This is a genomic window from Sporocytophaga myxococcoides, from assembly GCF_000775915.1.
Taxonomy (GTDB): Bacteria; Bacteroidota; Bacteroidia; order Cytophagales; family Cytophagaceae; genus Sporocytophaga; species Sporocytophaga myxococcoides_A.
Genome location: NZ_BBLT01000003.1, coordinates 347,928 through 363,162, shown reverse-complemented (window position 1 = coordinate 363,162; position 15,235 = coordinate 347,928). Strand labels below are relative to the sequence as shown.

General features: G+C 36.1%; 9 protein-coding genes. 3 read left to right on the top strand and 6 right to left on the bottom strand.

Going from position 1 to position 15,235, the window contains the following annotated elements; genetic code table 11:
* Window positions 1–5: 5 nt before the first annotated feature.
* Window positions 6–629, bottom strand: a complete 624-nt coding sequence (locus tag MYP_RS09365; RefSeq protein WP_045462010.1) for a YfiR family protein — start codon at window positions 627–629, stop codon at window positions 6–8.
* Between the two features lie 207 nt (window positions 630–836).
* On the opposite strand from MYP_RS09365, the gene MYP_RS09360 reads away from it, so the two are divergent.
* The 3 genes from MYP_RS09360 to MYP_RS09350 are packed head-to-tail and all read left to right on the top strand — an operon-like array spanning window position 837 to window position 4,684.
* On the top strand, window positions 837–3,479 hold the full coding sequence (locus MYP_RS09360; RefSeq protein WP_045462006.1) for a TonB-dependent receptor plug domain-containing protein: 2,643 nt from the start codon (window positions 837–839) through the stop codon (window positions 3,477–3,479).
* Between the two features lie 32 nt (window positions 3,480–3,511).
* Window positions 3,512–4,135: a peptide-methionine (S)-S-oxide reductase MsrA gene (gene msrA, locus MYP_RS09355; protein WP_052430060.1), complete on the top strand. Its 624-nt coding sequence runs from the start codon at window positions 3,512–3,514 to the stop codon at window positions 4,133–4,135.
* Window positions 4,136–4,192: 57 nt separating this feature from the next.
* Window positions 4,193–4,684, top strand: coding sequence for a GNAT family N-acetyltransferase (locus MYP_RS09350; RefSeq protein WP_045462003.1), 492 nt, complete (start codon window positions 4,193–4,195; stop codon window positions 4,682–4,684).
* 355 nt (window positions 4,685–5,039) lie between these two features.
* Here MYP_RS09350 and MYP_RS09345 read toward each other — a convergent pair whose 3' ends face one another.
* The 5 genes from MYP_RS09345 to MYP_RS09325 form a co-directional block, all read right to left on the bottom strand.
* Window positions 5,040–5,459 (bottom strand): VOC family protein, encoded by a 420-nt coding sequence (locus MYP_RS09345; protein ID WP_045462000.1) that lies wholly within the window; start codon window positions 5,457–5,459, stop codon window positions 5,040–5,042.
* A gap of 52 nt (window positions 5,460–5,511) precedes the next feature.
* Window positions 5,512–8,415 carry a PAS domain S-box protein gene (locus MYP_RS24900; RefSeq protein WP_052430059.1) on the bottom strand — a complete coding sequence of 968 codons (2,904 nt, stop codon included), beginning with the start codon at window positions 8,413–8,415 and terminating at the stop codon, window positions 5,512–5,514.
* Window positions 8,416–8,633: 218 nt separating this feature from the next.
* Window positions 8,634–9,416, bottom strand: coding sequence for a TIGR00730 family Rossman fold protein (locus MYP_RS09335; protein WP_045461997.1), 783 nt, complete (start codon window positions 9,414–9,416; stop codon window positions 8,634–8,636).
* A 235-nt stretch (window positions 9,417–9,651) separates the two neighbouring features.
* Entirely contained in the window at window positions 9,652–10,572 is a 921-nt protein-coding gene (locus tag MYP_RS09330) for a hypothetical protein (protein ID WP_052430058.1), read from the bottom strand.
* A gap of 157 nt (window positions 10,573–10,729) precedes the next feature.
* A complete protein-coding gene (locus MYP_RS09325) occupies window positions 10,730–15,190 on the bottom strand; it encodes a T9SS C-terminal target domain-containing protein (RefSeq protein WP_045462552.1) in 4,461 nt (1,486 codons plus the stop codon).
* Between the last annotated feature and the right edge of the window lie 45 nt (window positions 15,191–15,235).

The following is a 15,235-nucleotide window of genomic DNA, read 5'->3' as shown; positions in this document are numbered from 1 at the left end:
TCCCTTTACTTTCCTATCACAACAGCATGTTGCAATAATTGTGAACTCACTCCTAGGCCGGCTTTTTCAACAGCCACAAGATTTACTTCAAATCTTATTTTACTTTCCGAAAGAAAAAAATTTATACAAGCCCCTTTTTCACCATAACCATCTTTTTCTGTTACAATAAGCGTTTCTCTTCTTTCGAATTTGTTTAATATTGCCTGTAAAGGAGTTGTACTATCTCTTGAGACAAACAATATCTGGCAATCATCAATTTCATTAAGGTTATCGAATTCTTCCACACTAATCTCCCTGTTCCCGACTGCTACATTTTCAGCAATATCAATAAGATTTGCTGTTAGGGGAGTATCTCCTAGAATTGCGATTTTAAACTCCTCACTGTTCTTCAGCCCTCCCCAATCAACATACTCTGTAAAACGATATATAAAAGCTGCTTTTAAAGAGTATTCTCCCTCTTGAATTATATCACAAACTTTACAGACATCATTCATCAATTCATCATTGTGAACACCTATCAAAAATCCTGTACAACAGAACATCACCAGCGCCAATTGAATCATCAAAACCTTCAGAGTTCGTTTTTCATTCGATGGCATTACATAAAGCGATGACTGATCATTTATCATTTAATATTAACTCCTGGTTAAAACTCACCTATCTTCTTTTGTCTATCCATTCAATGTATCCTCTTACCTAATTGAACTTCAGGGTTAAACAAGGTTCCAATATTAATGTTTGTCATTATCTTATCATTCTTTACATTATGATACTACCCTTGAGGAGCTTAACAAATTTATATCAATAAGGTTAAGCTCCATTATAATTTGACATCAATGCTAGTAAAGGATCTGTTTTGTCTTACAAATTTTTTCTTACTACTACTTTTTATTCAGACTTCAGATCTCTTTGCTCAAAAGCTTTCATTTAAAGACACTTTACAGTCTTCTTCAGAAAAGAAACAAAAATTAAAAGAAAACGATCCAGTATTTAATTCAGATACTGGCAGAACAAATAAAAACTTATGGAGTCTTTCCATTGATGAGTTGATGGATACTAAGGTAGCATCAGGTTCTTTTCTTGAACTTGACATGAGAAATTCCGCTTTCAGTCTTTCCATAATATCCAGAGAAGAAATCGAACTTTCAGGAGCCCGGCATCTAAGTGAATTACTTGAAATATATGTTCCCGGATTTCAGTATATGTATAATAAGTGGTATGGGATAATTTGGGGAATGAGAGGTGTGGCAGCAGACAGAAACTCAAAATTTATTTTCCTGATAAACGGGCGAAAGATGAATACAGAGGCACGAGATGGGGCCAACATGGAACTGGATCTTGGAATGCTTGGAGACCTTGATCGGCTGGAGGTGATCCGAGGGCCATCCGGTCTTATTTATGGTTCAGGAGCAATATCGGGAATCATCAATATGGTAACAAGGAAATATAAGCGAGATGAATTTATTGCTTCCACTACTCAGGGAGCTTGGAGCGGAGAGTCTTACTTTCACCAGTATGAAGGCTGGTTAGGAAAATCATTACTAGGTAAAAAAGATGCTTCAATAGTTCTTTCAGGTGGATACAGAGTGAGTGATGGAATCGGACAAGAAAGAGCGCGACTGTATGGAAGACCTAGTTATCCTTATCCTGAGTTCCTTGACAATCCCCCTCCTGATGGTGTGCCCGCCTCAGGAAGCCCATGGTCGACTCCAGGAAATGTAAGATTCAGTGTAGATTTTAATTATAAAAGATTCAGGCTATATAGCCGATATACCCATCAAGTTACCAATGCCTCCGGGTTCTTTATAATCGATCCATGGCCTGATTTTATTGGCAAAGACCCTTTTGCTCCAGATAGAATCATAGACGGTAAGTTTGAAAATATAAATGGTTGGTACGGAAATATTGAGCCAGGAAATGTAAACAGAAGACAATATGTAGTTAACAACATAACGAATCAGCTTACATACACCATACCAACAAAACATGATAATACAGTTACGCTCTTTGGAGGCCTTGATTTCAATACTACCCGGATACAAGTGGAAGAGCTTAGAGGATATTCCCAGTCCCCCCTGATACACATACCTATCCTGGAAACATTCGGTGAAAGAAGATACAGCCTCGGGGGACTTTATCTTATGAAAAATGTTCCCCGATTACAATGGGCAATTGGGTATGAGTTTAGATTGTTTGATATAGGAAAGGATATGTCTGGAAGAAATAGTCGCAATGAGATAAAAAGCCATCCCGTTGTATCTAATGTTGTGTATATTAACAATGCTGTTTTTTCCGAAGCAAAATATAATCTCACTGAAAAGTTCGACTTACTAGCTGGCCTGAGATATGATATACACACCAGAACTGCTTTTATCGGAGGCGTTGTGACACCCAAAGCTGCCCTTATATTAAAACCCGATAAACTAAACTCAATAAAATTCATCTATCAAACTTCTGCCAATAATGGAAGTGCGGACAACTATGAATTTAACAGAAACAGTTTCAATGATTTAGGGCAGCCTTACACAACCTATCATTATGAAAGTCCTTTACAACGTCCCACTCCGGGTACACCTATCATTCCTCCCGTAACTGTTGAAGAATTGCACAAGTTAAAACCAGAACGCTCAAGCTCTTTAGAAATAACATCTATGCATACAATAGGAGATGACAAAATCAATATCAGACCTTCTGTATCATATAATACAATCAAAGATCTATTGCTCTGGAATCAGAAACTATTCAGAATCGTAAATTCCGGATATTACCACTTCGTTAATCTGGAAGTGGACTTAACATATAAAACCAATAACGTTTCAATTGGAGCAAATCACGTATATTCAAGAGTGGTCAGAACCAATGTAATGAAACAATACGAGTATTTTTATCTTGTGGTATTTGATGGTTTTGATTCTATTTCAACCGATGGCAAAATGTATCAGTATTTACCCAAACCTTTAGAAAGCCAGGCTCATCCTGGAACCGACTCTGTAAGACAAAATGCTATTAATGCAGTAAGAGATCAAATAACTGTTGACGGAAAAAATTTTCTTAATCTGAATACCAATATTACCAAGCTCTACCTGAATTATAAACCAGCCACATGGATAAGTATCCATACAGATTTCCGTTTATTCTGGGGCCTTACAGGCAGGAAAGATGTTCATCAGTACGATACGACTAAAATCAACAACCCTAACCTGAATGATTATGCAAAGGATTATGTAATTAACAATAAATTTCCATTTCTAGGAATTGAAGATCATTTAATGGTCAAGTGGGACGCAGGTATAAATATTCGTCCTGGCAAAAATTTACTCATAGCATTTTATGGCTATGATCTTCTTGCCTGGGTCAACCGACTTCAGACTCTGCGCTGGCAGCAAAGCGCAGATATCAGAGAACAAACAGATCTTTATAGTGTAGATTATTCTTTCTTTTCATTCAGAGTAGATTATAAATTTGGTTTGAAAAACTGACTATTCAAAATGCTTCTTCTTTAAAATACAATATGAAACCAACGATATATACTTGTCTTACAATCATAATCATTTTTAATTCCGTCAGAAATCGCAACTCAGATTATGCCAAACTTACAAATGGATCTAAAACTGACACTGCCACCTTTGCTGCAGGTTGCTTCTGGGCGACTGAAGCTGCATTTGCACAGATAAAAGGAGTACAAAATGTAATTTCAGGATACTGCGGTGGTGACAGCTCAGATGCTACTTATGAAAAAATAGAAACAGGAAAAACAGGACATGCAGAATCTGTTCAGATATATTATGATCCTGCAATAATATCTTACGACAAATTACTGGACATCTTCTTTACGGCTCATGATGCGACACAACTTAACAGACAAGGACCTGATATAGGGCCACAATATCGTTCAGAAATCTTTTATACAAATCTTTCACAAAAAAACCAGGCAGAGGAAAAAATCAGATACCTTAATAAAACAAAGTACAATCAAAAAATTACCACTCAGATTGCACCTATGATACATTTCTATGAAGCTGAACCTTATCATCAGGATTATGTCAAGCATCATCCTAATGAGTCATATATAAAGAATGTTTCTTTACCCAAAATCAACAAAGTAAAAAAAGACTTTAGTGAATATCTGAAATGATATTTGGCATTATCATGACAACCAATAGATTTGTTTAATAATTACCAATTCAAATCTATGACAGATAATATACATTTTGTTCAGGCTGATCTTTCTGACAGCAAGCAATTTGAAGATTTCTGGAGTCTTCTGAATGAATATGCTAGTGATATAATGGGAGGGGGAGCAGCATTACCGATAGAAAGGAAGGAACAGCTCAGAATGCAACTTCCGGAAGTAAGAAATTCCTATATTCTTATCGCTTATATTAATGACCAGCCTGCAGGACTTGCAAATTGCTTTACGAGCTTTTCAACTTTTAATGCTGCTCCACTTCTCAATATTCATGATTTCGTCGTAAAAGAAAGTTTCAGGAATAAAGGAATTGCACTTGCAATGCTTAATCAAATTGAAAAATATGCTCGGGAAAAAAAATATTGCAAACTCACTCTGGAAGTGCTTGAAGGTAATAAAAGAGCACGACATCTATATAACACTTTTGGATTTTCCTCATATGAGCTTGACCCTATGCTGGGTAAGGCTATTTTTCTTGATAAGAAATTAAAATAAGTTTTTTATAAAGCAAAGCGGATAATTGCCTACAAGTTTTATTTGAGCCAGTAAATAATTATCTTGGACAGCATTATACTTCATAAAAACGAAATTCATCCGAATTAATAACCCGGAAAAATAGTTTATTAAATACCTTCTTCAATCAAAATAGCATAATGGGTGACGACGCTACATTGAACTGGTTGGGAACCTGCGAGATTTGCGGACCGCCTCGCAATTTTTATCAGGGACTCCGCCAGCTTTTTTTAATCTCCTCTATAAATAAGATAGACAGGATTACAATTCTAGAAGAAACTGGATTATCAAAGATTATAGTTAATCAGCAGGACATTTAAAACGTACACTACAATCATCACAGATTAGTTTCAACAACAACCTCAGGAATATTCGGATTCAAGTAGTTAGAAACTTCAATTAAATTCCCGTCCGGATCTCTGAAATAAATAGATCTTATTCTTCCCAATGCACCGGTACGCTCTACAATACCAGTAATAACAGGAACATTTTTCTCCTGCAACTCTTCAACTACCTGCATAATAGGTGTGGGAGTAATAAAACAGAAATCTGCAGACCCTGATAATGGTTTAAGGGCTTTAGGTTCAAATTCATTTCCTGAAAGGTGCAGATTAATTTTTTGATTCCCGAATCTTAATGCAATCCTTCCACCAGAAAAAGTAACTTTTTCCATTCCTAATACATCCCTGTAAAAATCAGATGAAACATCCAGATCTTTAACTGTTAAAACAAAGTGATCAAGATGGCTTATTTTCATATCTCAGCATCAATTATTTAAATAACTACTCAAATCCCAAATTGATTTTCAACTATACTGATAATATATATGGAGAATTTCTGAAGAAAATTCTAAATACACTGCCTTCGCCTTCTTTTGTTTCAACCTCTATTTTTCCGCCTGAGTTATCAATAATTTTTTTTACCAGATATAGGCCAACTCCTGTACCTTCTACATGGTCGTGCAACCTTTTAAACATCTGGAAAATCCTAGATTTTAAATGCTCCTTCATACCAAGACCATTATCCTTAAATTCTAATATGCTATAATCCCTGTCAACCGTACATTTAATGGTGATGCGCGATTTCCTTTCAGGACTTCTGTATTTAAGAGCATTTGTCAAAAGGTTATATACGACACTTCTGAAATTTGATCTGGAAAAACTAATAGAAGGGCAATCATTAATATCCAAAACTATTTCAGCATTGGCCTCCTGAATCTTGTTTTCTATGCTTAACTCAGTCTCTTCTATTATCTCTTTAACATTTATATAAGAAACATCTTCCACAAAATTTTTCTGAATTTTGCCTATTTCTGAAAGATCTTTAATAGTTACCTGAAACCTACCTACTGAATCTTTGATGAGAGAAACCACCAACTTTGTCTCCTCGCTCAGAGTACAGTTACTTTCCTCAAGTGTTTCCACCAAAGAAGAGACCAGACCTTCAATATTAGTAACAGGAGCTTTTAAATCATGAGAAGCTGTATAAATAAAGTTATCAAGATCATTATTTATTTTTGACAATTCCTTGTTCTTTTTCTCCAGATCCCTTTCATACCTTATACTTTCCGTAATATCCAACCCCATGGCTACAACTCCTCTCACTTTACCATTTTCGTCAATATCAGGGATGTAAGTTATCCTAATATTTGAGTTATTGAAACCAACTTCTTCCTTGTTGAGCACATAATCAAACGTAATATTTCGCTTTTCTCTTATTGCCTTTTCAAAATGAGCATAGAATATAGCTGAATTCTCCACACCGACAACATCAGAAATAGATTTACCGATAATCACTTCCCCATGAGGGAAAAGTCTTTTGTAGTAATTATTGGTAAAAATATATTTTTTATCCGGAGTGATGTACGATATAAATGCAGGAACAGCATTTGTGATAAGGTTTAATCGATACTGGCTCTCACTGAGCTTATCTGCAAGTGTTTTCAACTCATTTTCCTGTACCTTTTTATTTGTTATGTCTTGACTTGTTCCTATAAATCTAAATGGTTCACCTTTCCCTTTAAAAAAGACTTTGCCTCTAATCCTGATCCAACGCAGCAACCTATCTTCGTATCCTATTGTCCTGAACTCTACATCTATATCATCCTTTCGCTCTCCTCTTAATGTAGCCTCTATAGCGGATTTTACATATGCTCTGTCTTCAAGATAAATACCATTAAGAAACACCTCGTAATTAACCTTTGCATTTTTGCTTAATCCAAAGAAACGTTTACTTCTTTCATCCCAAACAAACTCTCCGGACAAATCAGTAATATCCCAGATTCCAAGATCAGCAGCTTCTATTGACAATCTCAATCTGTCTTCACTTTCCAGAAGTTTTTTCTCAATGGTTACTCGATCAGTGATATCTATAGCAACGTTAACTGCTCCCGTAACCTTTCCCATATAATCCTTGAGAGGGCTAAAATGAGCCTCAAAAGACTTATCCCCTATTTTAATTATTTTAGCAAAAGCTTCCCCTTCCAGAGCTCTCATTGCACTGGCAGAGAGTTCTGGAAGATACTTTAACTCTTTAAGAGAAATTTTTCCGGATCCATTCTCGTTGTCCCTTATATCAGGCATCAATGTATTACCTTCCGCAAGCACAACGTTACCAGCCTTATCCAGAGACCAAATAATAATAGGAGCATTATTTACAACATACCTTAATCTTTCTTCCGTATTCTTTTCATCAGTTATATCCCTCTGTGTTCCCCATGCTCTGACCAACTTACCGTTTTCAACCACTCCCTGAATATTATTCAGGATGTAAACAATACGACCCTCATTGTTAATTTCCAAGGACTCTGCATCTGTAAGGTTGTACCCTGACTCTATAAATGAATTAAAGTATCCATAAGGCGAAAAATTCGCAAATGACATTATATCCTGAAGTTTTTTGTCCAGGACAGCTGAGACATCTTCATAGCCATGCATTTTTGCCATACGCACATTGCATTCAGCAAAATATCCGAAAGAATACAATAGTTCAATTTGCTTAGCTACTGGAAGATCCACAGGTATCCCGTCAATACCATTTAATTCAAGTCTCCAAATGCCCTCTGAGCTTTGATTTATGAAAGCTTTATACCTTTCTTCACTTTCTAAAATCTGCGCTGTTCTGGCCCTTATAATATCTTCTAGATTATCATTGCTTTCTTTAAGAAGCTCTTCTGTCCGCACCAGCTCCTCATTACTTTCTTTTAATTGTTCATAGGCATGTGTCAACTCCTGATTCTTCCTGAGAATTTCTTCATTCTGAATATCCGAAAAGTATTCTATGGCTTTTACGGATTGAAAAGAATAAAAATTTTCTATTTCATTAACAATTTCCAGCGCTTTCTTCAAATTTTTAGTGTATAAAGGCAGAAACTTTAACAAGATACTTTTTCTACCCTTTTCCAATAATGCCATATCGACAGGACTAACGCCTGTTCTTGGAATAACAAGTTTATCCTCCTTCCACTCTTCAAGTCCTGCAATTATACCATCCACAGCGGTTCCTTCAATAAAATTCTGAAGATATTCTACAATATATCTTTTAGTAATATTAAATTTCTCTTCTAGAGTATGTTTTTTGAAGAACTTCAGTAGGGGTAATTGATTATCTTGAGAAGCTTCCATTTCTGCTTCCGTAAAGGCGTCCAAAAAGTTCTCGTATATAAACCGGGCATAATCCGCAAGGCAAGACAATTGTAATTCTTTTAATGCCATTCCACAATTTCCCTCTCTTTATTATATAACCCACTATACATTACTATCCTCTATCATAAAACATATAAAAATCCCCAATATGTTCTTTTCATACTCAAAAAATAAGGAGATCCATAGTTATGAAATCGTAATAGACTAAAAACAAAAAAGACTGCTTTTTTGATAAAGCAGTCAATTCCTTTTAAGTATTATTAAAAACAATTAAACCATCAATAAATTTACTCACCCAGAATAGACCAGGATTTAATCTTCTTTCTTCTTTTCAAACCAAAGCCTTCAATAGCGTATTTTTCCAAATGGGCAATTGCCTCATCTATAGAATCAGTGAAAAGAAAAAGTTTTAAATCGTCAGGATGAATAGTTCCGGCTTTAGCCATATATTCAAAGTGAGCTATCAAATGTTTATGAAATTCTGTTCCAATAAGTACTACAGGGAACTTTTTCACTTTATTAGTTTGGATAAGTGTCAAAGCTTCAAAAAACTCGTCCATTGTGCCAAGCCCACCAGGCATTACCACAAAGGCATAGGAATACTTTGTAAGCAGTACTTTGCGCACAAAAAAGTAGTCAAAGTCAACCCATTTATCAAGATAGGGATTTGGATGCTGTTCCATAGGAAGAATAATATTACAACCGATAGATTCTCCTCCGGCTTCCTTAGCTCCACGGTTAGCTGCTTCCATAATGCCTGGCCCCCCTCCGGTCATTACTGTAAATCCCATTTTAGCGAGACAACCACCTAAAGTTCTGGCCTGCTCATAAAAAGGGTGATCCTCCTTGAATCGTGCTGAACCAAATACCGTTACGCAAGGGCCGACAAAATGCAGCGTACGAAATCCTTTTATAAACTCCATAAGGATTTTCAGAGTAAAAAAGAACTCCCATTTTCTTGAATGCGGACCTTCTAAAAATATTTTTTCTTCATTTTGATCATTAAGCTTTTCCTGGTTAACAGGAATTACATTCGCTTTATTGATTTCATCTCTAATATCACTTTTCATCTCTTACAAAATAATATATTAAAATTGCCAATACCCGGAAAGTATGAAGCGGGTTTCAAACCAGGACAAAAATTATTCCTTAGTTATCATTAAAACGATAAAAAATCAATTTTTATGCAGAAGAACAGAATATGTACTTCCCTGGTTGTAACAAAAATAATCTGTAAATCATTCATTTGAGAATTTCAACAATAGAAAAATAAAAAGGCTGCCTATTGAAAGACAGCCTTTTTATTTACCAGCCAGAATTTTCTTCTTGATTTTCCTGGTTTTCCTCCTGATTCATTTCATCAGGATTTTGTTCTTGATTTTCAGGAGGAAGCTCATAAGTGTCATCATTATTAGTAGGCTTCTCTTCTGGCTTCCTATTCTTCCATGTTTCAGTCCCTTTAGGTCCATCATACTGCTCAGGAGGAGGAAGTCCCTTTTTGGACTTATGTCTTCTTGGCATTGTAGGGCTATATTGAAGCTTTATCATGGCCATTCCATAGCCATCATTTTTATCGGCCCTGAAATCATCAATATAATCAGTGAAGGTAATTCTGTATACAAAATCTGTAATGATGGTAACACGTGGACTTATTGTAAAAGACAACCCAAGACCGACAGGAAAAACTACAGTATATTGAGGATAAACTCTTCTGATTTTAAATACTGTATCGGTATATGGACTAATTTGTTCAGCACGAGACGTAAACCCAAGCCCCCCCATTCCGGCAGAAACAAAAGCTTTGAACACCTTTGGTTTTCTCGTTCTGTCTCTTGCCACTCTAATGACATCATCTATGAAATATAATCTCCCATAAACATCTACTTCATATCCGGTAAAGTTAAATGACAAATTTCTGTTCGGGTAAATATTATCCTCTCCTTTAATTTTAAGATAAGTAAAATCAGCACCAAACATCACTCTCGGCCAAAGTTTATAATTTGCTCCTATGCTAAATGCTGGTGATATTTTACCACAGTCAAATATCTTGCAAAGATCTCCATTATACCCTGCAACGCCAGCTCCAATGCTGATATTTAATGGGCCCCGGAAATAATAGGAGTCAAAAAATCCCGAATATTCAATAGTTCTTCTGCGTTGTGCTTCAGAAGAGAAAGAAATCAGTAGAAATGCTAGCAGTGCAATAAAGGATCTTTTCAAGTCCATTTTCTAAATTTTATAAAATCAAATTTATAAAAATAATCATTCGGTATCAATTTAATAATAAAATTATGGATTTTGGGAAGACTTTCCGAACACATAAAATTAAAAAAAGGGCTGCCCTACTCTCTGGACAGCCCTTTTTTATACAAAATCAAATCTTTTAATAAAGAAGGTTAATATATCCTTCAACGTATTTCTCCTCTTCTTTCCATGTAATTACCTTAACCTTATAGACGTAAACATCACTGTTCTGTTTCTGACCTTTAAATGTTCCATCCCAACCTTCGTTGATATCATCGGTTGAGAAAATCTCTTGACCCCATCTGTTAAACACCTTATATTCAATTAATTTCTTAATACCCCAGCCTTTAACATAAACTTTGTCGTTTTTAGTATCACCATTAGGTGTAAAGGCTGATGGAAGTTTTACAAAAGTTTCAGGCTTAACAGTGATTTCAAATTTATACGGATCTATAAAACAACTATAAACGTCTGTTACGATCAAATTATAGGTAATATCCTCCAGAGGTTGTGCTTTTGGATAAAAACAATCTGTACAACTTAACCCAGATTCCGGAGTCCAGCTAAACTTATATACAGGGTCTCCATAAAGTGGGAGCGTAGCTATATCCCCGATAACAATCGTTGTATCCCAATCCTGCATGTCAATTCTGTGTACAACTAGTCCAGTGACTTCAGTGAAGTCTGTACAACCACTGGCAGTATCTGTTTCTACAACTTTATATAAAGTTGTATAATCAGGGCTCGCAATAGGATTTGCAATATTTACATCACTAAGGCCATCAGCAGGAGACCAATGGTATTTACTTCCCGGATGCTCATTTTTAACTTTTAATTCTATTCTCTTTGGTTTAGTTTGTGAATCAAAACACATAGTGTCTCCCTCTGCTATAACTTTAGGATTTGGATAAACAACTGCTACTTTCGTCAAAGTATCAACGCAGCCCAGTGTACTATTCCTAATAGTTAAAGTTACATCATACTGACCAGGAGTCGTGAACTTGTGGGCTGGCTCTGCAGTTACGGAGTCTTCAGCTGTACCATCTCCAAAATTCCATTTGAACTTATCATTATTAATTGAAGTGTTTTTCAAATGGAACGGACCATCATTAAAACAAATGCTTGTATCCAATGGCTCTGACTCACGCTCAAATCTTGCTATAACTGGATGAACAAATACATCTTTCTCAAATGCCCTGAAACAGCCCCCTTTCCAACTTGTTAATTTCAGCTTGGCCTTGGATATATTGTTCTCAGGGTGTGTTGTAAATTTATGGGTTACATGGTCAACATCACTGATGGTATCTCCTTCAAAGTTCCATTCCCACTTTTTAACATCAATTGTATCGACAAGGGAAAATGTGATCTCCTCATCAAGACAAATCGTATTCTTTGACATAATGAAATTACCTTCAGCATTTTCCGCTCTGAAATATCCAGTGGTGTCATCAGGACAGCCGTTCTCTGTAACAACTTTTAATTTAATATAGTGATCACCTCTTGGAAAAGACCATGATGGAATCGGAGGATTCTTGCTATTATCCCATGAAGGCTGGTTATCAGCTTCCCAATATTTCCGTAAAATAGGAGAATAATCATCAGTAGCTTTTGATGAATCTCTCAGTACAGGGCTTATATCTGCACAAATAACTGCAAGTGTATCAATAGTAAGCGAAGAAAATTTAGCTTTAGGATAAGATTGAACACTGATGTATTCAAGACTATATCCAGAGCAGCCAGATCCTTTCTCCGTATAATTAAGTGATACAGGATACCTGCCAGATTCTTTATAAACCACTTTATGAGCAATTCCTGTTGTATCCGGACCAAATCCCATATTCCATAAGAAATCCAGAGACGACCCACCCGCTGTAAAATCAAATGCTTTTATTTCTACTGTGTCACCAACACAAATCCTAGGATTTAACTGAATTGTTGTTACAGGAGTATATAATTGAATAGAACTGGAATAAGTTTCTTTACAACCTAACTGATCCGTCAGAGTTAATGAATACCCTATAGATCCACTTGAGATACCCTTTTTAAAATATCTCGCTACCGAATCTCTGAATGTTGTATAATCTACTATTGTATCATTTAAAAAATTCCACTTCCAGGCCACAATAGTAGTATCAGCAACTGATAAGTCCGCAAAAGAGACACCGTTAGGAAGGCAAATTTTTTCTTTATTCGGCTTTGCATCAACAGTCATGTCATAAATTTTTATTCTAGCTGTAGCCGTATCCTTACAACCATTTACATCTTCCACAATCAGCCTAACTTTGTGCTCTCCCGCTTCAGAGAAAAGAAAGTTTGCTGCCGGATTACTTGTTGTTCGCGGGAGCATATCTTTCATCGTAGGAAACTGCCAAGTATAACCGCGATGGCATGAAGCATAAACATCCTGTGAAAGCGAAGCATTTAATATATGATTAGAAGAAATACAGTATAAAGAATCTCCTTCTTTTTCATAAGAAATAAAAGCTTTCACAACCCTTGGTGTAACTGTTATAATTTCAGTTTTAGCTTTACAACCAAAACCATCAGATGGGGTTGCTGTCAACTTCACCTGATAATCTCCAGATTTCGCAAAATTATAAACCTCCTTAACAGATGTCCCTGCCGGTCCCTCACCAAAATCCCATGAAAGCTGAGCTGCCCCTAGTGTATTTGAGGTAAAAGTATACTTTAACGGATCGTTGCACAAAGCTAAATAATCTATTTTCGGGATAGCACCGTTAACTGTTACTGCATTGGATTTCTTAACAGTAGAGATACAACCATTATAGTCAACACTCAGAGACACATCCTGAGGACCCACCACATTATTATACGACCAGGATGCATCTTTTAAATCAGAGCAATGGAATGACCTGTTATCCTCAGTCTGAAAGTGGTAAGCATCAATATAGCTAGGTGGGTTTTTAACCGAAAATGAGACCTTTTCACCTGGACAAACCTGACTTGGTGTAACGGTAAAATCAAGTTGAGAGGCGACTTTTTCACCCACCTCAATTTTTACAGCATAAGACGTATCTACACATCCCTTCAAAGTTGTAACAACCAGACGAGCATAGTAGACTCCAGGAGTATTATAAGTGAATGAAACATCATTAGAATCTGTCCTGACTACAAAACTTTTCTGGTCGTCACCAAACAACCATTTCCAGCTTACAATCGGGTTTTGGGGAAATGTTTTACTTGAATCAGAAAATACAACAGTCAACGGACCGCAGCCTTTAGTTTTATTTGGAACAAAACGAGCATTAGGAATGTATATCGTATCTGTAGTCTGATCTTCTGCACTGCAGCCCGTGATTAAAGATGTCACTTTAAGATGAACACCTTTCACCTCCAATTTATTTATACCATAATATAAAGAATCTGAAATACTTTTATAGGTTTTGGTTACCGTTGCTGTTTTATAAGTAACCAGATCATCAAATGACCAATTATAACTCAAATTCTTTTCCGAAGAGATAACTTTATAAGTTATAACTGAAGGGTTCGAACAGTTAAAATCCGGAGTAGATTGAATTTTCGCTTCAAGTTTTTGAACATAAACATTTACACTTGCAGTATCATAACACAAACCATCTTCCGAGCGCACAGTTAATTTAACTTTGTGCCAACCTCCATCTTGAAAATTAACCCCAATGCTGTCTTTGTAGTCAATGAACATATACCCCCCTCCGGTAATCTCCCATGCTAAACTTCCAACAGATGTCGTTCTAAAAATCACCTGATCAATTACACAAACGGTGTCTTTGTTAGTCTGAATATTTGCTACAGGCTTACCAACAGATATTGCTTTATCAACCTGGGAAGAACATACAGGAGCATCCTTGAAAGACATTTTAAGTCTTGAATAATACTGACCTTTTGTATAATCCTGAGGTAATGGATCTTTTTCTGATGTTTTATTACCATTTCCAAAGTCCCAGTTCCAGTCATAAACAAGATCTTTCTCTAGAACGGAGACATTTGCAAAGGAAACTTTCAAGTCATTCTCACAAGTAAAAGTAGATCCCGGATCCGTTGTGAATGCAGCTTGAGGTCTGTTGTAAATTTTTATTGGATCTTCAATTATACCATTATCATTACAAGTCGAAAAATTTGTTGTGAATGTCAGAGAAATCTTATAGTTCCCGGCTGCAGAATAAGCATGAACTACACTATCACCATATGCTCCGTACCCATCGCCAAAAACCCAATAATATTCTGAAACCTTTATAGCTGGATCCATAACCATACTATTTTTAAATTTAATATCTGCAGAAGGACAACCAATAGCTGGCTCGGCAACATAAGCAGGTACAGGTTTCTGATACACCGTTATATCAACACTTCCCAAAACAGGTCCACCTTTTGACTCACGAAATGTAGCAGTATATTTACCAGGATTTACATACTGGTTCGAAGGCTTCTCTTTATCAGAAATAGCACCATCACCCATATCCCAATAATAGGTGGAACTAGTTGCCGGGGCCTCAAAACTTACAGTTAATGGAGCACAACCTTCTGTCGGACTTGTAGCTCTTTGAGCTAATACATTCAATGAAAGAGCTGAAGCGAGTAATAAGAAAAATAAAACTCTCATTTTATAAAAAAGATAAATATAAAATACTTTGTATTGAGATTGTAA

What these genes read in the sequence shown, in the direction of transcription:
- MYP_RS09365 (WP_045462010.1), bottom strand. Translation starts at nt 629, where the DNA reads ATGATAAATGATCAGTCATCGCTTTATGTAATGCCATCGAATGAAAAA.
- MYP_RS09360 (WP_045462006.1), top strand. Translation starts at nt 837, where the DNA reads ATGCTAGTAAAGGATCTGTTTTGTCTTACAAATTTTTTCTTACTACTA.
- msrA (WP_052430060.1), top strand. Translation starts at nt 3,512, where the DNA reads ATGAAACCAACGATATATACTTGTCTTACAATCATAATCATTTTTAAT.
- MYP_RS09350 (WP_045462003.1), top strand. Translation starts at nt 4,193, where the DNA reads ATGACAGATAATATACATTTTGTTCAGGCTGATCTTTCTGACAGCAAG.
- MYP_RS09345 (WP_045462000.1), bottom strand. Translation starts at nt 5,459, where the DNA reads ATGAAAATAAGCCATCTTGATCACTTTGTTTTAACAGTTAAAGATCTG.
- MYP_RS24900 (WP_052430059.1), bottom strand. Translation starts at nt 8,415, where the DNA reads ATGGCATTAAAAGAATTACAATTGTCTTGCCTTGCGGATTATGCCCGG.
- MYP_RS09335 (WP_045461997.1), bottom strand. Translation starts at nt 9,416, where the DNA reads ATGAAAAGTGATATTAGAGATGAAATCAATAAAGCGAATGTAATTCCT.
- MYP_RS09330 (WP_052430058.1), bottom strand. Translation starts at nt 10,572, where the DNA reads ATGGACTTGAAAAGATCCTTTATTGCACTGCTAGCATTTCTACTGATT.
- MYP_RS09325 (WP_045462552.1), bottom strand. Translation starts at nt 15,190, where the DNA reads ATGAGAGTTTTATTTTTCTTATTACTCGCTTCAGCTCTTTCATTGAAT.